General features: G+C 47.9%; 17 protein-coding genes. 5 read left to right on the top strand and 12 right to left on the bottom strand.

The window, feature by feature from the left end; genetic code table 11:
* Position 1: 1 nt before the first annotated feature.
* The 12 genes from HMPREF9623_RS05700 to rpmH form a co-directional block, all read right to left on the bottom strand.
* Positions 2–2410 (bottom strand): SpaA isopeptide-forming pilin-related protein, encoded by a 2409-nt coding sequence (locus HMPREF9623_RS05700; RefSeq protein ID WP_009532949.1) that lies wholly within the window; start codon positions 2408–2410, stop codon positions 2–4.
* Positions 2411–2635: 225 nt separating this feature from the next.
* On the bottom strand, positions 2636–3115 hold the full coding sequence (locus HMPREF9623_RS05705) for a DUF4446 family protein (protein WP_009532950.1): 480 nt from the start codon (positions 3113–3115) through the stop codon (positions 2636–2638).
* Between the two features lie 13 nt (positions 3116–3128).
* Positions 3129–4076, bottom strand: a complete 948-nt coding sequence (locus HMPREF9623_RS05710; protein WP_009532951.1) for a ParB/RepB/Spo0J family partition protein — start codon at positions 4074–4076, stop codon at positions 3129–3131.
* 3 nt (positions 4077–4079) lie between these two features.
* A complete protein-coding gene (locus HMPREF9623_RS05715) occupies positions 4080–4847 on the bottom strand; it encodes a ParA family protein (protein ID WP_009532952.1) in 768 nt (255 codons plus the stop codon).
* Between the two features lie 4047 nt (positions 4848–8894).
* On the bottom strand, positions 8895–9671 hold the full coding sequence (rsmG, locus tag HMPREF9623_RS05725) for a 16S rRNA (guanine(527)-N(7))-methyltransferase RsmG (protein ID WP_009532953.1): 777 nt from the start codon (positions 9669–9671) through the stop codon (positions 8895–8897).
* The gene (mnmG, locus tag HMPREF9623_RS05730; RefSeq protein ID WP_009532954.1) at positions 9668–11578 is read right to left on the bottom strand and encodes a tRNA uridine-5-carboxymethylaminomethyl(34) synthesis enzyme MnmG; all 1911 of its coding nucleotides are present in this window, start codon (positions 11576–11578) and stop codon (positions 9668–9670) included. Before mnmG ends, rsmG begins: the two co-directional genes overlap by 4 nt.
* A 5-nt stretch (positions 11579–11583) precedes the next feature.
* Positions 11584–12951 (bottom strand): tRNA uridine-5-carboxymethylaminomethyl(34) synthesis GTPase MnmE, encoded by a 1368-nt coding sequence (mnmE, locus tag HMPREF9623_RS05735; protein WP_009532955.1) that lies wholly within the window; start codon positions 12949–12951, stop codon positions 11584–11586.
* 67 nt (positions 12952–13018) lie between these two features.
* Positions 13019–13927, bottom strand: coding sequence for an RNA-binding cell elongation regulator Jag/EloR (gene jag / locus HMPREF9623_RS05740; RefSeq protein ID WP_009532956.1), 909 nt, complete (start codon positions 13925–13927; stop codon positions 13019–13021).
* Positions 13917–15245: a YidC/Oxa1 family membrane protein insertase gene (locus tag HMPREF9623_RS05745; protein ID WP_009532957.1), complete on the bottom strand. Its 1329-nt coding sequence runs from the start codon at positions 15243–15245 to the stop codon at positions 13917–13919. Before HMPREF9623_RS05745 ends, jag begins: the two co-directional genes overlap by 11 nt.
* 24 nt (positions 15246–15269) lie before the next feature.
* Positions 15270–15482, bottom strand: a complete 213-nt coding sequence (gene yidD, locus HMPREF9623_RS11160) for a membrane protein insertion efficiency factor YidD (protein WP_083826776.1) — start codon at positions 15480–15482, stop codon at positions 15270–15272.
* Positions 15479–15826 (bottom strand): ribonuclease P protein component, encoded by a 348-nt coding sequence (rnpA, locus tag HMPREF9623_RS12240; RefSeq protein WP_009532958.1) that lies wholly within the window; start codon positions 15824–15826, stop codon positions 15479–15481. Before rnpA ends, yidD begins: the two co-directional genes overlap by 4 nt.
* Positions 15827–15937: 111 nt before the next feature.
* Positions 15938–16081, bottom strand: coding sequence for a 50S ribosomal protein L34 (gene rpmH, locus HMPREF9623_RS05750; RefSeq protein WP_040799566.1), 144 nt, complete (start codon positions 16079–16081; stop codon positions 15938–15940).
* Between the two features lie 661 nt (positions 16082–16742).
* Between rpmH and dnaA the strand changes: the two genes are divergently transcribed.
* The 5 genes from dnaA to gyrB all read left to right on the top strand — a co-directional run bounded on the left by dnaA (position 16743) and on the right by gyrB (position 22627).
* Positions 16743–18137, top strand: a complete 1395-nt coding sequence (gene dnaA / locus HMPREF9623_RS05755; RefSeq protein WP_009532959.1) for a chromosomal replication initiator protein DnaA — start codon at positions 16743–16745, stop codon at positions 18135–18137.
* A gap of 150 nt (positions 18138–18287) precedes the next feature.
* Complete coding sequence (gene dnaN, locus HMPREF9623_RS05760; protein ID WP_009532960.1) at positions 18288–19397, top strand: DNA polymerase III subunit beta; 1110 nt, start codon at positions 18288–18290, stop codon at positions 19395–19397.
* 17 nt (positions 19398–19414) lie between these two features.
* On the top strand, positions 19415–19627 hold the full coding sequence (locus tag HMPREF9623_RS11170; RefSeq protein WP_009532961.1) for an RNA-binding S4 domain-containing protein: 213 nt from the start codon (positions 19415–19417) through the stop codon (positions 19625–19627).
* Positions 19602–20717: a DNA replication/repair protein RecF gene (gene recF, locus HMPREF9623_RS05765; protein ID WP_040799808.1), complete on the top strand. Its 1116-nt coding sequence runs from the start codon at positions 19602–19604 to the stop codon at positions 20715–20717. The genes HMPREF9623_RS11170 and recF overlap by 26 nt, the downstream gene beginning before the upstream one ends.
* The gene (gene gyrB / locus HMPREF9623_RS05770; protein WP_009532963.1) at positions 20714–22627 is read left to right on the top strand and encodes a DNA topoisomerase (ATP-hydrolyzing) subunit B; all 1914 of its coding nucleotides are present in this window, start codon (positions 20714–20716) and stop codon (positions 22625–22627) included. Before recF ends, gyrB begins: the two co-directional genes overlap by 4 nt.
* Positions 22628–22630: the final 3 nt, after the last annotated feature.

Consider the following 22630-nt stretch of genomic DNA (forward strand, 5'->3'; position numbering starts at 1 on the left):
CTCAGTGCTGCCTTGCGACCATATGCAGCGCACGCAATAACATTGCCAGTGACCAAAGAATTGCCAGATGAAACCATACCCCTTGTTTTGCAGCTGTTTCTCCTGTGTGCGGCAGCCGACGCAGTACTGTGCGCTGTGTTCGCTCCCCCGTGCCGGCCAGAACCAGTTGCCGTCCCTGCAACTGTCCCTGTGTTTTTTTGACCTTACAACTTCTGATCTCTGCCCATGGAAGATATGCCAGCGTTGCCGTCTCTCTTTTTTCGGGCTGTACCTGCCTGTGCGGCTCATCCTCTCTGCCGGGACGCGCGTCCTGTATTCGCGCTTCCTGCCTTGCTTCTTGCGGCTTTACTTCTTCCCGCTTCACTTCCTGTTGCTTTGTCGGTTCCGCTTGCTCGTTCACTTCTTCTGCCGCGCGTTCAGTCCGCCGTAACAGTTCCGGCTGTCTCTCCCCTCTCTTTCGCGAGAAGAATCTGTCAATCCCGACTGATGTCTCCTTCCGATTCGTCACCTCAAAATATGCACTGTTGCCGATACGCCGGAATGCCTGATACTCCGGCGTCCAACCTGCCGGAATGTCCACTTCTTCCACACTGATTTGTTCGCCTGCATCGTTGCTGTCATTCAACAGTTCCGCATCTTCGCGGAATTCCTCTTCCCGCTCTGCATCTGCCATACTTGCGCGCTGCATGGTTCTACGTCTCGCATCGGAGGGCGTAGCCTGTAAGTTCCAGCTGACTTCCCAGCCATTGTCCGCATTGACCTCCTTGACAGCGCCGAGCACAGCGACCACTTCTCCGTTTCTTCGAAGCACCGGGCGAAAATACGCCTCTGATGGCGTAGCTGCTCCGTGCCAGCTCTTTTTGACTACGATACGGCGAATTTCCGAGTCATCGGGTCTCGAAAAAATTGCATTCACTCTCTGACAGCCCCCGTCATAGAACAGGGCCTCCACCACGCGAATACGCCGACTGTCTCTTCGCAAGTCCTGCTCCCGTATTCTTCGATTGAGCACTTGCTTCGCTTCTGTCGGGTACGCATAACTTCCGAGCAGTGTCTCATCCTCATAGATCGAAACTCTGCTTCCCGGAAGAAGCTCATACCCCTCTTTGTACGGCAACTCTCCTTTCAGAAGCTCCACATATCCCAGGTCGGATAAAAACCCGTCACAATTCAGAGCATCTGCCGGTTGCAAAACAGCTGTATCCTCTTCCGTCTCGATTCCTTGCATTTCGCCGCGATTGAGAAAACGTATATTTTTCACATTGCCTGTCAGCGCATAACTTTTCGGAAGACCTGAACACTGTGCCTCTTTTTCCGGAATCCCGGCGCTTTGACGTGCATCCCGTATTACAACTTGAAAACTGCTCTGGTGCGCCTCGTATCCCGGCTTCCGATTCCGTTGCTCTATCCGATACGTACCGGATTCCAGATTTGCAATGTAAATCCTACCACTCACATCCGTTATATAGTCCGCACCGCCGTCTGTGCTCAGAATCTCCCTGCCGCTGTCCGCTTGCCATATGCGGTAGTAAATACCCGGAAGCGGCTCTCCTTCTTCTGTCGTAGCCGTCAGTTCTATGCTTCCCAGTGTTTTCTCGTATACCGCATCCTCAAATTCTCGCATGAACCTGACATCCAGCGGCATGGACCACTGCAGCTGTAGCCGTGCTTCCGTGCCTTCACGCTGCAGGTATCGCGCTGTCACGGAAAACGGCAAAGGATATGCCTGTTCTATACTGTGTAAAATCTCTGCTTCTTCGCGATTCCGGAATACAACCGCCTTCTCGGTCGGCCGACCACCGGGTTCCTCAAAGTAGTGCAACAGCAACCTTCTCTCTGCATCATCATTCCGGTAGGAAAGTGAAACAGGTACCGTAATCTTTTCATCTAGGCGATAGCGGCCTGCGATAAATCCCATCATCTGTTCCGGTACCCGATGAATGGGATTCCCTGTCAGTACAATTTCCGACGCTGCAAAATAATTTGCTTGTTCCTCTATACTCATATCCCGTTTCAACGGGCTCAGATCCTGAATCTGATTGTCCGAGAGGTCGATTCGCGTCGCGTGCCGTAACAGCCATATTCCGCTGATATCCCGGATTTCTCTACCCCGTGCGTCAATTTCTGCCTCAGCTGTGTGTGCACCGTACTCCAGCAGAATCTTCTCTGTGCTATCTCCCGGTGATACCGAATAACTGCCGTCGGCGATGTGGGAAGATATACTATCAAATATAGCCTTCGCAAAAGCTGCGTCTCGCACGCCGGCCTGTTGAATACTTTCAACCGAAAAACCGTTCCCGCCACCGGCTGCCCATGCCGTGTGCTGCCATACCGGCCATTGCCACAAAACCATGAAGATCACCGCTAGATAAGGAATCCCTCTGCGCATATACTTCTTTGCCGTTTCCATATCACGTTCCCTCCACAAGTACGCTGTCTTTTTCGATGCAACTTCTCTCCACTTATATAAGGACGGTATAAAGCAGTAAAAGGTTCATTTTTTTTTTACAAAAAAAACAGCGGAATTTTTCAATCCCGCTGTTCGGCATTCGCAGCAGAACTATGTATGATAGTACCATAGTTCCGGTGTTTTTCTGCACAAAAATTGGCAAAAACTTCTTTCAATTCTCTTAAGTTATGCCTCCGTATAGCCGAGTGCCCGTTCCAAGGCATCCTTTTCTTCAGCACCGAGCAACACTTCCGTCTGACCGCAATCTACAGTCTTGATGTAAAGGTAACAGCCCTCCCGCGAATGTACCGTATTCAGAATGAAACCTGAATTCGTATAATCCAAAAGGGCAAGCGCAAAGCTCATCTTACCCCCCATATCCTTGAACGCATTGTAGCGCACAATGCCGACCTTCTGATAGGATGCTCTCTGGTTTTTATTCAGAACACGGATTGCCTCCTTATTTATCTGATCTTCCGCCCGCAGCTGCCGCAGAGATTCTTCCAAGTCAAAAATCATATCTTCCATGCTCTCCGCATCTTTCCCGCGCATAAAGAAGTCATACGATCGTTTGACCTTCGTATACTTGCTCAGCAAAAACAACACAAGAATCAGCATGATTGCATCAAAAGCAATCAGTGCGCCCAGTAGAATTGTGGTATGCATGACTCGCGCCCCCTCACTTATTTTCTACGGAGCGCAAGAGATCCATGATGCGCTCCAACTCAGCTGTCGAATAGTAGTCAATCTCTACCCGCCCTTTATTGTTATCACGGCGGTTGATGTGAACCTTCGTGCCAAGTATGCTTCGCATCTTGTCCTCATAGTTCTGATAGTACAGACTCAAATCCGCTGTCTCCACCACAACTTCTTTCCGTTCTTTGCGTTTCTTTTTCGCCTGCTTGACAAGTTTTTCCACCTCGCGGACACTGAGCATCTCTTTGACGATTCTCTCCGCAAGCGCATCCTGGTCATCCTCATCTTCGACAGCGAGCAGTGCCCTCGCATGCCCGGAGGAAATTTTTCCTTCCATCAGCAGTTCTCTGGCACCCTCTGCGAGCTTCAACAGACGAAGCGCATTCGTAATGGTCGTGCGGCTCTTACTGACCTTGTCCGCCACTTCTTCCTGTGTCAGACCATAGTCCCGAATCAACATCTGATACGCCATCGCCTCTTCAATCGGATTCAAATCCGCGCGCTGCACATTTTCGATGATGGAAATTTCCGCCACCTGCTGAGAGCTGTAATCTCTGACCAGCACAGGAATTTCCTTGAGACCCGCTGCCTGCGCTGCGCGATATCTTCGCTCACCGGCAATAATCTGATATCCTCCCAGCTTTTCATCTCTCTGCACCAATAGCGGCTGCAAGATACCAAAGTGGCGGACCGAATCCGTCAATTCCTGCAGCGCCTCCGGTTCAAAATGCTTGCGCGGCTGATCCGGATTTCCATGCACTTCTTCAATCCGCAACAGCATCTCCTTATCTTTCGCAGCTTCGCTCTCACCCGCGGTACGATTCTCTTCCTGAACCGCGGTCTCCTCCGATCTGTCTTCGAGATGCTCCATTCCTCCCATCAGATCGCTGAGTCCCTTTCCCAATCTTCGCTTCTTACTCACAGCACACATAACTTAATCTGCCTCTCTCGTCAAAATTTCTGCCGCCAACTTCCGATAATTTTCCGCGCCTTTGGAGCGCGGATCATATTCTGTCACCGGCATACCGTAACTGGGTGCTTCCGCCACCCGCACATTTCGCGCAATCACCGTATCATAGATATACTCTTTCAGCACATCCTTCACGCTGTCCACGACCTGCTGCGACAAATTATTTCGGGCATCATACATCGTAAAAATGATTCCGTTGATGCGAAGCGCAGGATTCAACTTCATCTGTAAGAGTTTAATGCTACGGAGCATCTGATTTAAGCCTTCCATCGCATAGTACTCACACTGAATGGGGATGATGACATCGGTTGCGGCTGTCATCGCATTGACCGTCAATAGACTCAAAGACGGCGGGCAGTCGATAAAGATGTAATCATATTGCTCCACCACAGGCTCAAGATAATGCTTTAATACGTACTCCCGATTTCGCTTGTCGAGCAGCTCCAGTTCCAGTCCCGAAAGATTGACATTAGAAGCAAGCACATCCAGATTTTCCGAATATGTTTTATGTACGGCCTCTTCAAAAGTGCATTCTTCCATCAGAAGCTCATAAATCGTATTTTCTTCTTTTTTCTTCTCGATTCCCAATCCGCTTGACAAATTACCCTGCGGGTCAAAATCGACTGCCAATACGCGCATTCCGGCTTCTGCAAAAGCCGCCGCCAAATTAACGACAGTTGTCGTTTTTCCAACTCCGCCCTTCTGATTTGCCAATGCAATGATCTTTTTCATGATCCCACCGTGCGCCTCTCTATTCGTTCATTTCCGCTTTTTTATATCATAACATAATTTTTATTCCTAAGAAATATTATCTGCGTAGAAACAATCTTTCTCCTTGCATTTTACATGAAACAATACACTTTTCCGGATTTCTCAGGCCTTCTCTTTCGTTATAGCAAGACCGAACAGACGGCAATTCTTGTCTGCACAGTCTTGCTTCTCAGAATTCTGTAAAGCGTTCTACTATCGTTTCACAGGAAATATCTTTCTTTTACTTTTAATCGACATCCATTCCGGTATTCTTGTATTCCGACCTTGACACGCAGGCTTTGTTTTGACAGTATCATTTTCTTGTTTTATCCGATTCTGTGAGAAACATTGCTTTCGGAATGAATATTTCAGGAGAAACGCTATGAGTCTGCTCACAATATTCTTGTTTGAACATAATCATTTTCCCCCGCTTTTTGGAAATCCATCGTTTTGTTCCACGTGGAACATCAAAGTAAGTACCGGCAAAAAGCAATTTCTCAGAATGTGAATTACCGAGAGTATCAGGTTGTTCTGTTTCACTGCTTATGGACTTCGTTTCAAAGAGGTCCTATAGGACCCTGTAAGAATCGACTCAAATGTATCTTTTTGAGCCAAAGATTTTACTCTTTATTTTCGGCAGTCATCCATTTCACGTGAAATCTCAACGTGATCGTCATCGGATTTAACATAGCAATATCAATATAATGAACCACTGAAGTAACGGCCAAAGCTGCAATATCTACTACGAGGTAAGTTTTAAAAGCTCCTCTGAATCAGCTCCCGGCGTTCTTATTTTAGCAAAAGCATTTACTTCCTGATTCCCGTAAATCCATCCCTTTGTTTCATGTGAAATATCAGAGTTATCACCAAAAAATTGTACATTCTTAGGATTATGAATGCCTGAGAAGAAGATGAATTTTCCGACTGATTTTTTTGCAAAATCAAGTTCTGAAAAATGCTATCGCTATGCATCTGCTTACAATATATGCTTATTTGAGCAGTATGAATTGTCTTCTGATAATCTTATGGCTTGTTTCACGTGAAACATCAAACTAACAACGAGCAAGTTGATGTACAAAGGACCTTAACCCTCTACTCAAAATATTCTTCCTTCAAAAAGCACCTTTTCCTTGTTCCCTGTATAAATCCAACGAACCGGCACAACTTAACTCGAAAAAGTACCCTATAATTCTATAAGTATCTGTCTCTGATTGCGATTGAACAGGCATACTGATGGTCTGCGAAACACGTTCTGGCAAGATCTTGTTCCAGTTAAATCATCGGACGCACTCCGGTCAGAACAATCCGAAATCCTTCGAGATAACAGCTGTACATCATGTGCAGAGTGCTAAAAGCATCTGATTGCCGACCATCTATATTCAGAACTCTATTTTGATCTTAGATTTTCCCTCCCGTCCGAATCAGATCTGTACATTGAACTTTTGATTGCAACTTCTAATTTTATGATATGACATCCGAAATCAGTTTCGATATTGCAACTACAGATTAGTTGGCTTTGCCTCCTTTTGCTCATTAACAAATCGATTCATTCAGTTACAAACATCTGCGTCCGATTAGTATCGGCGATACTATGTTTCACGTGAAACCTTCTGTCTTATTTTCAGTGCCGTATCGCCACAATGTGCGGATTCCGGATGTTAGGCTCTGTAACACTACTGCGGTTAGGATTGATTGTGTTGACTCACTATTATAGTCTGGCTCTTGTTTGAATTTCTTAGCTTATTCGCGTCCATATGAGCAAATTAGCTTCAATCTGTTTCATGTGAAATATCTATCTCTATTTAACAGCCCCTGTCACTATAAAGGTATAATATTCGTATGGGTTCCGTGACGCTCTTTGAATGTGCTTGAAATTATCAACAAGAAGTTTCACATGAAACATCCATTTTTACTTAACAGACCCTGTTGCCATGAATGTACAGTCACTTGCACGGATTCCGTAGCACATCAATTATGACTGCCTCTTATATGTAGTCCGACTTTATTCCGAACAACATAGTCCATTTGTAATCACCTGCGCGCAGTTAGCCTTGGCAGCAAAAAGTTTCAGGTAGAACATCCGGTTCACTTTGGTAACGTCATATCGCTGCTAATATACGGATAATGGCAGGTAGCGGCCCCCTAGCTCTACCGATATGATTGACTGCATGGACTGCACTATAGTCCGGCCCTCTACATAAATCACCTGGCCCATCTGTTACCACCTGAATCCGATAGAAATTAACATCCATCTGTTCCACGTGAAATATTTGTGTCTATTTAACAGGCCTCTTTGCTATGAATGTACAAATACTCGCACAGATTCCGTAGACTTCGAATATAACTGACTCAAATGCCTTTTCTGCAGCAATCCCAACTCAACTCATTTACAATCATACTGAGACAATTGACAATAGTGGCAATATGTTTCACGTGAAACATCTGTGTCTGTTTGATAGAATCTTCCCACTGCAACTATACGGATAATTGTAAGTATTCCGTGATACTTCGATATGATTGAATCGAATGCTTTCACTGTAGCACAGGCTCTGCACAAATCGTCCCAGCTCATTTACAAGTATTTCGAGACTATCGATATTGTCGGCTACATGTTTCAGGTGAAACATCTATCTCAATTTGACAGGAAAACATCAATACAAATATGCAAGCAATCGCAGCTATCTCGGACACTTCTGATAGAGCTTGAGGATTCTAATTCGATAGATATTCGTGGCGATATGTTTCACGTGAAACATATACTTATTCGGCAGAAATATATCTGGCAAATGTACTGAGAATTGCATGGTACCGTAAAAATCGCTGTGATAACAAGATATTTTGCTTAAAACATCTGCTTTCTCTAATCGATTTATATAGTGACATCTCTGCCGAATAGCCGCAGGACTTTCGGACGCCCCAGGTAAGGACAGCTGAAGCTGAAGTGGGAGATTATATATGAAACATCTACTTCTGTTCGGATGACCCCTTCTACGGGAAAATGCAGAAATTCTTTGGTGCAGTGTATGTGACTATATATTGACCTATATTAGCCTAGCCCTCAATATCAATCATTCAACTCATTTATAAGCCTCTAAGCCAGATTGAATTCTCAACAAGCGCTTTCACATAGAACTGCTGATTTCTTTCAAAGCTTTATTCTGCGAAAGTACAGGACAACTGTAATCATTCTGCGGAAATAGGAGTATAGCTAACCAAAATTATGAAGAAATTTCATGTGAAACATCTGATTTCTTTCAACGGACATATCACGACAAGTGTTATCGCAGAGACGCAGGAACTTCGTGACTCCGCAAAGAGAATTGTGATGGCATCTCTATAGTCGGCTCTCTGCATCAATTGCTTCACTTATCTACACGCGCTCAAAACCAAGCATCAAATGCCTATGATTGGTTTCATGTGAAACATTTGATACTCGTTGATAATCCCCACGCCAAAAAGTATTTCCGAACCAGAGCGGAAACGTACCCGTATCTAAAAGCCAAAATGATTGACTGATATCGGGTAATTGTTTTACATGAAGCATATACGCTGCCGTTCCTGCATAAGATATTTTCGGATTGACTTCCGGGCATACTCCAAACATGAAGGAGATGCACCGATTTCATAAGCTGCTTTCCGACACACCGGTAATTGTCCCGAATCATTTTCTGCGCAGAACTAAGGAAAAGATCCTCTCGCAAATTATTTTGATTTGTTTCCGGCAATGGGAATTCCACCTTAAAATAGAAGCATTAAGTCCGCATCAAACCGATAATTTGCGATAAAAGATAAACTTAGGTACAAGCCCATAGAAGATATCGAATCATTCGTAACCTTTTCCTGCGCTCTCGAATTTGACTGATTATAGGTTTTTTCATGTATTATTTATCACTGTTACCGGCAAAAGCTTATACAAAAAAAGATGTTTCACGTGAAACATCTTCCGAGAACTTGATTTCCTCTATTGTGAGCTATCGCTATACCAAAAGAGCTGAGTCCAGCATCGTAGACTCAGCTCTTTTTACATACTCAGGATTTCCGTGAAGAATTGCACAGCGGCTCTTTGGCCGGCATGCCGGCCTTTCTCGGATACACAGCCGGTGTTTCACGGTATTTGCGGATTACTACCAGGCTTCGTTCTCCGGCATCCTCCGGCAAAGAAAACGAAATAACCTGCTCCGGCTCGCCGCCAAGTTTCCGGATAGCATACTTCGCATCCGATAGTTCCTCTGCAATATCCCCCGCCTTATAGGCAATCATCTGTCCACCCACTTTCACAAAAGGAAGACAAAACTCGGAGAGTACAGAGAGACGTGCAACAGCTCTGGAAGTACAATACTCATATGTTTCACGTTGCTCTGCCTGACGGGCCAAATCTTCAGCTCGCGCATGAATTGCTGCAGTGTGCTGACTCAGTCCGAGCTTCTTGATTTCATCTGTCAAGTAAACAACTCTTTTATTTAAACTGTCCATTAGTGTCAGCTGTAAGGCAGGAAACGCAATTGCCAGCGGAATGCCCGGAAAGCCCGCCCCGCTCCCCAGATCCAACAACTTCGCATGTTCTGCGGGAAAATCAGCAAGAAGACCGGCAGGTGCAAGGCTATCCAGATAATGTTTCACAATCACTTCTCGCGGCTCTGTAATTCCGGTCAGATTCATGACCTTGTTCTTTTCCAGCATATCTTCATAGAAGATTGCGAACTGTTCCATCTGTCCATCCAAAAAAGACAACTTTTCTGTGCCGGAAAACCCTTCCAGGGCTGTCCGCATATCGCGGACAAACAATACTCTTTCCTCCTGTGTCATTTGCTGTCCCCCTTTCGAGACTGATGTGCCTCCAGCCATACCAGCAAGACCGAAATATCCGCCGGAGATACCCCTGAGATTCGAGAAGCCTGGCCGATGGATCGCGGCTTCAGTGTGTTCAGTTTCTGAACGGCTTCGAGGCGTAGACTTCCGACTTCTTCGTAGTTCAGATTCTCGGGTAGCAGTTTATGTTCCAGGCGCTTGAACTGCTTTACCTGTTGTTCCTGGCGGCGAATATAACCTTCATATTTGAGTTCGATATTCACCTGCTCCGTCACAGCTTGTGGCAAGGCTTTCCGCTCCGCATCAAGCGGCGCAATCAAATCATAGTTTAGTTCCGGGCGCTTGATGAGCTCAGCAAGAGAAATCCCTGTCTTCAACGGTGTCGACTGCAATGCCGTCAGAATCTCAGCATTCCCGGCACTTGCGCCGATATGAGTCTCTGTCAGACGCTTTTTTTCCGATGCAATTGCAGCGCGCTTTGCCCGCAATCTGGAAATCTTTTCCTCACTGACCAAGCCCAGCGCATATCCCCGCTCCGACAATCTCAAATCCGCATTGTCCTGACGCAAAAGCAATCTGTATTCCGCGCGAGAAGTCATCATTCGATACGGCTCATGGCTCTCCTTAGTCACAAGGTCATCGATCAAGACCCCAATGTAAGCCTCCGCTCGTGTTAAAAGAAAAGGTTCTTTCCCAAGTACCTTCTGTGCCGCATTGATGCCCGCCATCAATCCCTGTGCAGCCGCCTCTTCATAACCAGAACTCCCGTTCAGCTGTCCCGCCGCAAATAACCCCGGAATTTTCTTGAATTCCAGCGCTGCCGTCAGCTGCCTCGCATCAATGCAGTCATACTCAATCGCGTACGCATTGCGGACAATGACGGCATGCTCAAGCCCCGGCGTCGCATGAATGACCGCATACTGCACATCTTCCGGCAGGGATGACGACATTCCGCCGAGGTACATCTCATCGGTATAAAGTCCCTCCGGTTCCACAAAGATCTGATGCCCCTCTTTATCCGGGAACTTCATCACCTTATCCTCAATGGAGGGGCAGTAGCGCGGTCCTGTTCCGTGGATACTGCCGTTGTAGAGCGGAGAGCGCGAGATATTTTCCTGAATCAGACGCTTGACCTCCGCCCCCGTGTGTGTGAGCCAGCAGCTCACCTGTTCACGCTGTACCGTTTCCGGATCCGTATCAAAGGAGAAGGGGACAACCGGAACATCTCCCTTCTGTTCCTCCATCTTGGAATAGTCCACGGTTTTACCGTCCACCCGCGCAGGTGTGCCTGTTTTAAATCGCCGCATTTCAATGCCAAGTGACAGGAGAGAGGCCGTGAGATGCGTGGCAGCCTTCAGCCCGTTGGGGCCGGTTGCCTCGCTCACCTCACCAAACACACAGCGCGCATTGAGATAAACCCCTGTCGCCAATACCACAGCCTCGCCGTAATAGCAACTGCCGGAGACCGTTTTTACACCGATACACCGTTTTTTCCCCAGCTTATCCACAGCATCCTCTGTTAAAATTGTGGATATCTCAGCCTGACGAATGGTAATTCGTGGATTTTGTTCCAATACCCGCCGCATCTCCCCGATATACGCCTGCTTATCCGCCTGCGCGCGCAGCGAGTGAACGGCAGGTCCCTTGGATTCATTCAGCATACGAGACTGAATAAATGTCTTATCAATTACATGTCCCATCTCTCCGCCGAGCGCATCCAGTTCCCGCACCAGATGCCCCTTGGACGTTCCGCCTATATTCGGATTACAGGGCATCAATGCAATCGAATCTACGCTCACGGTAAATATAATTGTTGTGAGCCCCAGTCGCGCCGCAGCCAACGCTGCCTCACAGCCGGCATGTCCCGCGCCGACCACAATCACATCATATCTTTCTTCTATCATTCCGTTTACTTTCCTGTGCAAAACTTTTCAAAAATACGATTGACCACGTCGTCTTCCACACTGTCCCCGGTCACAGTACCCAGTGCGCGATATGCCGCCGCCAGATCAATCGAAAAGAAATCCTCCGGCATCCCTGCCGCAATCGAGGCTTCCACATTGTGCAGACTTTCCTTTGCCTCCGTCAGGGCCTCTTTATGGCGCGCATTAATCGCGAGTTCCTCACTTTGATTGTCAAATTCACCGCCGAAGAAAAGTGCGGTCACTGCCCGCTCCAATGCCTCCAGGCCGTCTCCGCGCCGCGCCGAGAATGAAAGGACGGTTGCGGCACCGCAGTTTTGTATTTCTTCTTTTGAAATCTGTTGTGATAAATCAGCTTTATTCAGCAAAACAATGGTGTGCTGTGCTGCGGCATAGGAGAGAAGTGCACGTTCTTCCTCACAGAGCGGCTTGGATGCATCCAGTACGAGAAGAATTAAGGCTGCGGCTGCGGCTGCCTGTTTGGCACGGGCCACGCCTATCTGTTCGATTCTGTCTTCACTCTCCCGAATTCCCGCGGTGTCCGATAACACGAGCGTAAGTTCTCCGAGTCTAACCTGTTCTGTCAAGATATCCCTCGTTGTGCCGGCAATCTCGGTCACAATTGCGGACTCCTCACGTGTCAGCAAATTCATCAGCGAGGATTTTCCGGCATTGGGCAAGCCCAAAATGACGGTCGGAATTCCCTCCCTCCGGAGTTTCCCGTTATCTGCCGTCCGGAGCAACTCTTCGAGCGACTGTATAAAGCCATGAATTCGCTCCTCGAGCTTGTGCGGATACCCCGTTAAATCATAATTTTCGGGATCATCCAGCGCAGCTTCAATCCAGGCAAGCTCATCCAAAATACCTGTCCGGAGCAAATGGATCTTTTCCGACAATCTGCCATCCAGTTGATTGACCGCGGCCCGCAGCGCATGGGAATTCTTTGCCTGAATCAAATCCATGACGGCTTCCGCCTGACTCAGATCCATGCGTCCGTTCAGAAATGCCCGTTTTGAAAATTCTCCCGGTTCTGCCATTCTGGCACCGGCTGAAAGCACAGCGTTTAAAACAGCCTGCAGTAGATAAAGACCGCCGTGACAATTGATCTCCACGCTGTCCTCCGCCGTGAAACTGTGCGGCGCGCGAAAGACTGTCACCAATACTTCATCCAGGATGAGCGACTGCTCCTTTACATGCCGGTAATGCACCGTATACCCTGCCGCCTCCGAAACAGGACGATCCAGGATGCTGTCGGCAATCCGGAGTGCTTCCGGACCACTGATTCTCACAATCCCGATGCCTCCCTCTCCCAGTGCGGTCGCAATCGCTGCAATGGTATCCCGTTCTTCTCGCAAACTTTTCTCCTCTCCATCCGGAAAATGAAAAGCTGTCAGCAATTTTTCTGCCGACAGCTCCTCACACTTATTTGATTGACTCTTCTTTTTTCTGCCTGTCGGCGTCTTTCCGGAGGGTGATCACGACATGGCGCTTCTCACCTTCTCCTTCGGAATGCGTAGTCACATAGCGATCGCGCTGCAACGCGGCATGAATAATACGTCTCTCATTCGGCGTCATAGGATCAAGGGCCAGCGATTCACCGCTCTGTTTTACGCGGCGCGCAGCATTTCTGGCAAAGCCTCTCAACTTATTTTCCTGCTTTTCCCGGTACGAGCCAATATCAAGTTTGACACGCAAGAAGGCATCCTGCTGCCTGTTCACAACATGCCCCAGCAGATACTGCAGAGCATCGAGGGTTTGTCCGCGTTTTCCGATCAGCGCACCCAGATTTTCACCGCGCACCCGGAAAAACAATGCCTTCTCTGCGGCGCGACTATCACTCTCTATCTCTGCCTTGAGCTTGAGCGTTGCAAAAAGCTCCCGCAAAAAAGCTGTTCCGCTGCTTTTTCCTGCTTCCAGCGCAGCCGTAATTCCTGTTTCACTGCCGACCTTTTTGTTCTCCTTCGGCGCTTCCGGGGCTGTCACGGCCGTTTCTTCTTCTACCGTAACCACCGTTTCTTCGACTTCCCTGACTTCCTCCGGTGCTTCCGCACCGCTTTCTGCCACCGGAATCACTTCTTCTGCTTTTACTGCTTCTTCGGCAACCGGTTCTTCGGAAGCGGGCTCGTCGGTTTGGCTTTCCCGTCCAATCGGCTCTGTCTTCAGAACCGCACGGAGCTTCCAGGGTTTACTTCCGATGAATCCCAGCAGACCCGCACTTCCCTGTTCCAGGACGGATACTTCCAAGCGCTCGCTTGTTGTCCCCAGCTCCAGGAGAGCCTTTGTCAATGCTTCGTCATAAGTCTTCCCTGTCACAGTGACTTCAGTTTTCATTGCTGTTCTCTCCGCTCGAGATATCGCTTCCTTTATCCTTCTTGTTTCTGCGCTTCTCAGCTAACCGCTCATCGTACATTGCGACCATATTTGCCTTGGAGGCAAGTGAACCGGGCTTCGCATTCTTCTGATAGTAAGCCGTCGATTCTTCGACCTGCTTTACCGTCTTCTCCGTGCGCTGACGCTGACGCTCTTCCTCGTTTTTCTCTGCTTCCTCCTGTCGTTTTACCTCACGGAGAAGCTTATCCGAGTTGCTCTTTACCAATGCCGGATTCTTACCCTCACGGATGGCCTTTTCATTCGCCTTTTCCGTATTCTTTCTCACAATCTCATCGACATCCATCTTATCAAGCTGTGCGTTGATGACGAGCTGCTGGATCATACGGCAAAGTCCGCTGGCAACCCAGTAAATACCGATACCCGCGGGGAGCGTAAAGCAGAAGAAGAGCGACATGATCGGCATCATCGTATTCATGCTCTGCATCTGCTGTGCCATCATGTTGTCCTCATCAACCTTGGCTTTATTGTTCTTTGTGCCTGCGGTCATGAGTTTTGCGGAATACCACTGAACAGCAGCCGAGAGGACCGGAATAATCCAGGCAAAATTCGGATGATCGATGCCCTGGAACGGCGGTGTCGCCAGATTGACCCCCAGGAAATAGTTCATCTTTGCAATTTCTGCCGAAGCCGCGGAAATCGTAGAGGACAGCGCCGGATAGGCCTGCTCGAGGCTGCTCCACTGTGCGGGCGTAAACTTATAGAGGAGATCGATTACGTTTTGTACCGTCGCGGCATCCGTGAGCGGCGGCTTTACCTTCGGTGCCAGTTCCGTCAATGTGCTCACAAAATTTCTCTGCTGCATCAACGGTGAAGCGACGCTTTCAAAAACTTTATAGACCGACGGCACATAAGCGGGAATTTTATAAATAACCTGATACAAGCCGAACAGAATCGGCATCTGAATCAGCAGGAAGAGGCAGCTGCCGCTCATGCTCGTCCCGTACTTCTGATAAACCGCTCGCGTCTCTGCCTGCATGCGTGCCATCGACACCTGATCTGTCTTTCCCTTATACTTCTTTTGTACCGCCTGAAGTTCCGGCTGCATGACGCTCATCAGCTTGGAAGACTTCTGTTGCGACACGGTGAGCGGCCACATCAGCAGGTTCGTGATAATGGTAAATAAAATAATGCTGAGGCCGATGTTGGTAATGCCGAACTGGCTCGTAAAACGAAACAGCGCGTCCATAATCATGCCCAAGACAAAAGCAACCTGTCCGATAATCGGCACGGATGACTTGGTTAAAAAGATGAGTTCCAAAGCTTGCCTCCTATTATTTCGGTTTTACGGAACCGGGTCATATCCGCCCTTTGAAAAAGGATTACAACGCAAAATACGGAAGAGTGCTAACTTTCCACCCTTCCATGCGCCATATTTTTCAATTGCTTCCAGCGCATATTGCGAACAAGTCGGATAAAACCTGCAATGACAACGCCATTTATAGGGAGAGAGTGCTCTCCGATAAAAACGAATCGAGCAGAGCAAAATTTTCTTCAGCACCTTGCCTCCTCTAAAATTCCCTGTGCCCTGCAAAGCTTCAGAAACGAGGCTTCCAATGTACGGTAATCCTGCTTGGCGCCGTCTTTTCGCACGACGAAGATCAAATCACAGGGTGATGTGAATGCATGGCGGTGTAATCGAAATATCTCGCGCAAAACTCTCGTCACGCGATGTCTTACAACACTGTTTCCAATTTTTTTTGATGCACTGATACCAATGCGCGAGTCTCCCGCAGGGCGGAAACACAGATAGAGCACCAGATTACGGTCAGCTCTGGTTCCGCCGCTCTCATAAATCTGTCGGAATTCGCAATTGTCTTTGATCGACGGAAAGCGTCTCATTCCTCTTAATCCTTTGCATTCATATAATTTCAAGTGCACAGACAAAGCGAAAAAGAAAGGGGTCGTCGTCAGACAACCCCATTGTTCTTCGACGCGAATGCCGATCAAATTTTAAACTGTCAGTCTCGCTCTGCCCTTTGCTCTTCTGGCAGCCAGAACTTTTCTTCCACCCTTGGTCGCCATGCGAGCACGGAATCCATGTACACGGAACTTCTGCGCATTGTGCGGCTGGAATGTCATTGTACCCTTTCTCATTGTCAGAACACCTCCTCACTTCCTAGCATTTTCCCAACCGGCCCTGATCTCTCAGCTCCTACCGGAAGCAGTTTCCGGAGATATCACGCAAACGTGGGAATATTCCTGCTTATTATACGGAACTGTGCCTTTTTCGTCAAGAACTTTCCATCCCGCATTCCACGCATATTCGCACTTAAAATAAGTGCTTCTGTATCTTACAAAATATTGAATCTTCGTTTCAACAATTTGTACTGCGATTCTGTGGATAACCGTGACTTCTTCCTCTAAGTTATTCAGATTCTCCACATCTTTTTGTTGATAACTAATTGTATACAATAAGCACGACTTAAATTTTAACTTTACATAATGTTATTCACATTTTGTGAGTAACTCGTTGATAACTCCCTCATCTGCCTGAACTATTTCAAACATTCGGCCTATCATGCGCCTTTATTCCCTGTGTAAATGCGGAAAATTTCTTCTGCCTTTCATCCACAGCTGTGTTTTTCCCATTTGTGTAAACCGATAATCCGCTCTTTTTCCTCATCTCGTCACATGCAGTTCACGAGATGCTCACAGACTTATCCACAACCCTCATTTTGATTGCGTTGAGATTATCCTGTCTTTTTGCTATACTGAAAACGATTTATCCCCAAACGCGGCAAAGGAGTCTTTGATTATGGAGCAAAACGCAGCGTTCCAAGCAATCGTAAACCAATGGCCGGATATACTGGCCTATATCAGAAACGAATTTGAAATTTCGGAGATTTCCTACGGCATGTGGATTTCTCCGCTAAAACCACACCATCTGCTCCAGAATTCAGATGGAAACATCCAGCTGTTTGTCGAAATTCCGGAAGAAAACGATAATCTGCCCAATGCGGGCTTCCAGACTTTTGTTTCCGGACGCTATGCAGGCATTATTGAAGCTGCCGTCGAAGCGGTAACCGGACTATCCTGCCGCCTGGCCTTTTACAGCGCCAAAGAAGAACAGTCTGCCGGCAATCGCACAAAGCCGGTGAGTCAGCAGATTTTGTCCAATGCAAAGCTGGATCCCCGCTATACCTTCGATACCTTTGTCGTCGGTAAAAACAATAACCTTGCTCATGCCGCCTCTCTCGCAGTCGCCGAAAATCCAGGAGAAAGTTATAATCCACTTTTCATTTACGGAGGTGTGGGACTCGGAAAAACACATTTGATGCAGTCCATCGCACATTTTGTACTTCAACACAATCCGAGCGCCAAGGTACAGTATGTGACGAGCGAATCCTTCACCAATGAGCTGATTGAAGCTATTCGAAGCAAAAACAATTTCACAACGACAGAATTTCGCGACAAGTACCGCTATATCGATGTGTTATTGATCGATGACATACAATTTATAATAGGAAAGGACAGAACCCAGGAGGAATTTTTCCATACCTTCAATGCGCTGCACGGCGCAAAGAAGCAGATTATCATCTCCTCGGATAAACCGCCGAAGGAACTCGCAACCCTGGAAGACCGACTGCGTTCTCGTTTTGAATGGGGACTCACCGTTGACATCCAGCCGCCGGATTACGAGACGCGCATGGCCATTCTCAGAAAACGCGAGGAACTGGATCACATCAATGTCGACAACGAAGTTATTCAATATATCGCCTCCAATGTGCGAAGCAATATCCGTGAACTCGAGGGCTCGCTGACAAAAATCGTCGCTTTCGGCAAGCTGAATCACATGGAAGTCAACCTGGAGCTCGCTCAAAATGTGCTCCGCGATATCATTGATCCCAATGTAAAGCAGGAAATCACACCGCAATTTATCATTCAGGTCGTCGCGGAACACTACGGAATCTCCGAACTCGATTTGGTCGGCACCAAGCGAACCAAAGAGCTTGCGACTGCCAGACAGGTCGCAATGTATCTGTGTCGTGAAATGACTGAAGTCTCTCTCCAGCAGATCGGCGCACATTTCGGCGGAAAAGACCATACGACAGTCCTCTACGCCATCAAAAAGATATCCACAGAGGTTGAGGATAACCCCGATACCTCCGGCACCGTGACTGTTCTAAAGAAAAAGATTTCTGCACAGTAATTCACAAGCCACTGCGAGAATCCGGTATGATTTCCACGACAGTTTCCAAGTGGAAAAGCACGCTGTTTTGCGCCTTTCCGGTGGATTCTCACATACTCACAGCCCCTATTATTATGATTACGGGATGAATATGAAAGAGAGGACGGCTCTATGAAGCTCGCGTTCAACAAAGAAAAACTCACAACCGCTCTGGGGATTGTTTCCAGAGCCATTCCGACCAGAACAACCAACCCGATTTTGAGCTGCATCTTATTCGATGCTTCGGAAGACGGCGTGACTCTCATTGCGAATGATTCGGAATTCGGCATTTCAACCAAAGTAGAGGGCATTGTCAGTGAAAAGGGAAAAGTAGCGCTGGATGCGCGACTGGTCAGCGACATCATCCGCAAGCTGGAAGGCGGAGAAGAGCTCGTCAACATCGAGACAGACCAGACTTTCACGACGAGAATTTCTTGCAGCGATGTACTATTCACCATTCCCGGCAGAGACGGAGAAGAATTCGCCTATCTCCCGCAGATTGAGAAAGAACACAGATTGTGCCTCACACAGTTTACGCTGAAGGAGGTAATCCGGAAGACAATCTTTGCGGCGGCATTGAATGACAGCAATAAGATGATGGGCGGTGAGTTTGTCAATATCAAAGGACGCGTTGCTACGTTTGTGGCCTTGGACGGTCACCGCGTCGCTGTCAGAAATGTGACGCTTCGCGAGGGAGATGAGACCTTCCATGCGATTATTCCGGGCAAAACCATGAATGAAATCAGCAAGATTATGGAGGATGACAACGAAAAAGAGGTAGAACTCTTTTTCTCCAAAAATCATGTGCTGTTCTCATTTGAAGGAACGATGGTTCTTTCCAGACTGATTGAGGGAGAGTACTTTAAGATTGAGCATATGCTCTCCAAGGACTATGCGACCAAACTGGAAATTAACCGGGTTAAGCTGCTCAGCAACATCGATCGCTCGACCATTCTGATTAAAGAGAGCGATCACAAACCGATTATCCTTGATATCGGTGATCAGAAGCTCGCACTGAAAGTCAAATCGTCCTATGGTTCGATGGATGGTGAGCTTCCCTGTGAGAAAACCGGAAAAGATCTTTTGATTGCGTTTAATCCCAAGTTTTTGATGGATGCGCTTCGCGCAATCGATGATGAGACGGTGACCCTGTATTTTACCAATGCAAAATCACCCTGTTTTTTGCGGGATGAACACGACAGTTTTGTCTATCTGATTTTGCCGGTCAATTTTGTCGCATAAGTCGAGAGGATATTGAAGTGAACGAAGTCAGGATTAAAGATGCTTATATTAAACTGGATCAGGCGCTGAAATTGTCGGGGGCCTGTGATCTCGGTTCCGATGCAAAGTACGCCATTCAGGGAGGAAAAGTCTCTGTGAACGGTGAGGTGGAAGAGCGGCGCGGGCGCAAGTTACATCCGGGAGATTGTTTCTCCTTTGACGGGCATGATTATCGAATCGTTGGAGCTTGAAAACTTCAGGAACTATCGCTGCGGAAAATTTCAATTTTCCGCAGGCAGTAACCTACTCTACGGGGATAATGCACAGGGAAAGACCAATCTTCTAGAAGCACTCTATTACTGTGCCGGCGGAAAATCACACCGCGCCGGTAAGGATAGGGAGTTGATTCGTCTCGGCGAGACCGAGGCGCACATCAAACTGTTGCTGCAGAGCAAGGAGATTCCCCACCGGATTGACATTCATCTCCGGAAGAACGGAACGAAGGGCATAGCGGTGGACGGTATTCCGCTTCGGCGAACCAGCGAATTATACGGAATTGCCCGTATGGTTGTATTTTCTCCGGAGGATCTGAATCTGATCAAGAGCGGTCCCGCAGAGCGCAGGCGTTTTCTTGATATGGAGTTATGTCAACTCAATCGGCGCTATGTAAAAGAACTTCTGCAGTATAACAGGGTATTGCAGCAGCGAAATAAGCTGTTAAAGGAATTGGTTTTTCGTCCCTCCCTGCTGGAGACATTGGATCTCTGGGACGCACAGCTGGTATCGGCGGGAACCGCACTGATGCAAAGTCGCGCGGTCTTTTTGAAGCAGCTCAACGAAATCTGCGTGGAAAAATACGCGGCATTGACCGGAAAGCGTGAGCAACTGCATCTTTTTTACGAGGCCAATGTCTCAGAAGATTGTTTTGCGGCAGCGGTAAAGAAGAATCGGGAGTCTGATCTGCGACAAAAGACAAGTTCTGTCGGACCGCATCGGGATGATATTGCTTTTTATTTGCAGCAGGGCGAGGAAGAAGAGATGGATTTGCGAAAATTCGGCTCACAGGGGCAGCAGCGAAGTGCGGCCCTTGCCGTGAAACTGTCGGAATTTTCGTTGATGCAGAGAGAATGCGGTGAGAATCCGGTTTTTCTTCTGGATGATGTGCTCTCAGAGCTAGATACAACCAGACAGAAACAGCTCTTAAAGAGTATTCGGAATGTGCAGACCGTTTTGACGAGTACAGGAATGGATAACTTGTTGCAAGATGGCTTTCAAATTGACAAGAAATTCCTGGTGAGAACAGGAACGGTGACAGAAGTATCAGAGGAGGAAAGTGCATGAGCGAAGAATACAATGCTGATCAAATTCAGGTGTTGGAAGGTCTGGAGGCAGTCCGGAAAAGACCTGGTATGTACATAGGATCGACCTCTTCGCGGGGATTGCATCACCTCGTATATGAAATTGTGGATAATTCGGTCGATGAAGCACTGGCCGGTTATTGCAGTGAAATTGAAGTGATGGTTCACAGAGACAATTCGGTGACGGTCAAAGACAACGGGCGTGGCATTCCGGTTGATATTCAAAAGAAAATGGGACTTCCTGCGATTGAAGTGGTTTTTACGGTGTTGCATGCGGGCGGAAAGTTTGGCGGCGGAGGTTATAAAGTATCCGGCGGTCTGCACGGTGTCGGTGCTTCTGTCGTGAATGCGCTCTCTACCTGGCTAAAGGTGAAAGTATATCGCAACGGAAAGTGCTACGAAGAAGAGTTTGCGCGCGGCAAGACGACGGTTCCGCTTCATGTGGTCGAAGAAGTGAGTACAGAATTACACGGCACGGAAGTTCACTTTTTACCGGATCCGGAGATTTTTGAGACTACGGTATATGATTATGAGACCTTGCGTGTGCGTCTCCGGGAGACAGCTTTCCTGACCAAAAACCTAAAAATCACACTCAGCGATGAGCGCAATGACGGAAAAAAAGACTGCTTTCACTTCGAGGGAGGCATCCGTGAGTTTGTGCAATATTTAAATCGCGGCAAAGAAGTGCTCTATGAGCAGATTATCGACTGCGAGGACAAGCGGGAAGGTGTGATGGTCGAAGTTGCGATGCAGCACAACGACGGTTTCAATGAAAATATATTCACATTCGTGAATAACATCAATACGCCGGAAGGCGGCACACACCTGACCGGATTTAAGAATGCCATCACGAAGACATTTAACGATTACGCGCGAAATCGGAAGCTCTTAAAGGACAATGAAGAGAATCTGAGCGGTGAGGATCTCCGGGAGGGGCTCACGGCCATTGTCTCCGTCAAGGTGGAGAATCCGCAGTTTGAGGGACAGACCAAGCAAAAATTGGGAAATTCCGAGGTTGCGGGTGCGGTCAGCTCTGTGCTCAGCGAGCAGCTCACTTATTTTCTGGAGCAGAATCCTACTGTGGCAAAGCAGATTTGCGACAAGGCAATTCTTGCCCAGCGTGCACGCGCGGCAGCCAGAAAGGCGCGCGATCTGACACGCAGAAAATCCGCGCTGGACGGCGTGGCATTGCCCGGTAAGCTCGCAGACTGTTCCAGCAAAAATCCGGAGGAGTGCGAGATTTTTATCGTCGAGGGAGATTCGGCAGGCGGTTCCGCAAAGACGGCCAGAGACCGGAAAACACAGGCGATTTTGCCGCTGCGCGGAAAAATCCTCAATGTGGAAAAGGCGAGAATGGACCGCGTCTATAGCAATGCGGAAATTAAGGCGATGATTACCGCCTTCGGTGCCGGCATTCACGAGGACTTTGATCTTGCAAAACTGCGTTACCACAAGATTATCATCATGACCGATGCCGATGTCGACGGCGCACATATCGCAACCCTGATGCTGACCTTCATCTACCGCTTTATGCCGGAACTCATTCAGGAGGGCTATGTCTATCTGGCGCAGCCGCCGCTCTACAAGCTGGAAAAGGGCAAGCGAATCTGGTACGCATACTCGGATGAGGAATTGAATCAGATTCTGCAGGAAGTCGGCAGAGACGACAGCAATAAGATTCAGCGCTATAAGGGACTCGGAGAAATGGATGCGGAACAGCTCTGGGAGACGACAATGGATCCGGAGCGGCGCGTTCTGCTCCGCGTCAGCATGGATGAAGATGCCCGCTCGGAATTGGAACTCACGTTTACGACTTTGATGGGAGATCAGGTGGAGCCGCGCCGGGAATTCATCGAGAACAACGCAAAGTATGTGAAAAATCTTGATATTTGACGA

The sequence above is a fragment of the Stomatobaculum longum genome, from assembly GCA_000242235.1.
GTDB classification, from domain to species: domain Bacteria; phylum Bacillota; class Clostridia; order Lachnospirales; family Lachnospiraceae; genus Moryella; species Moryella longum.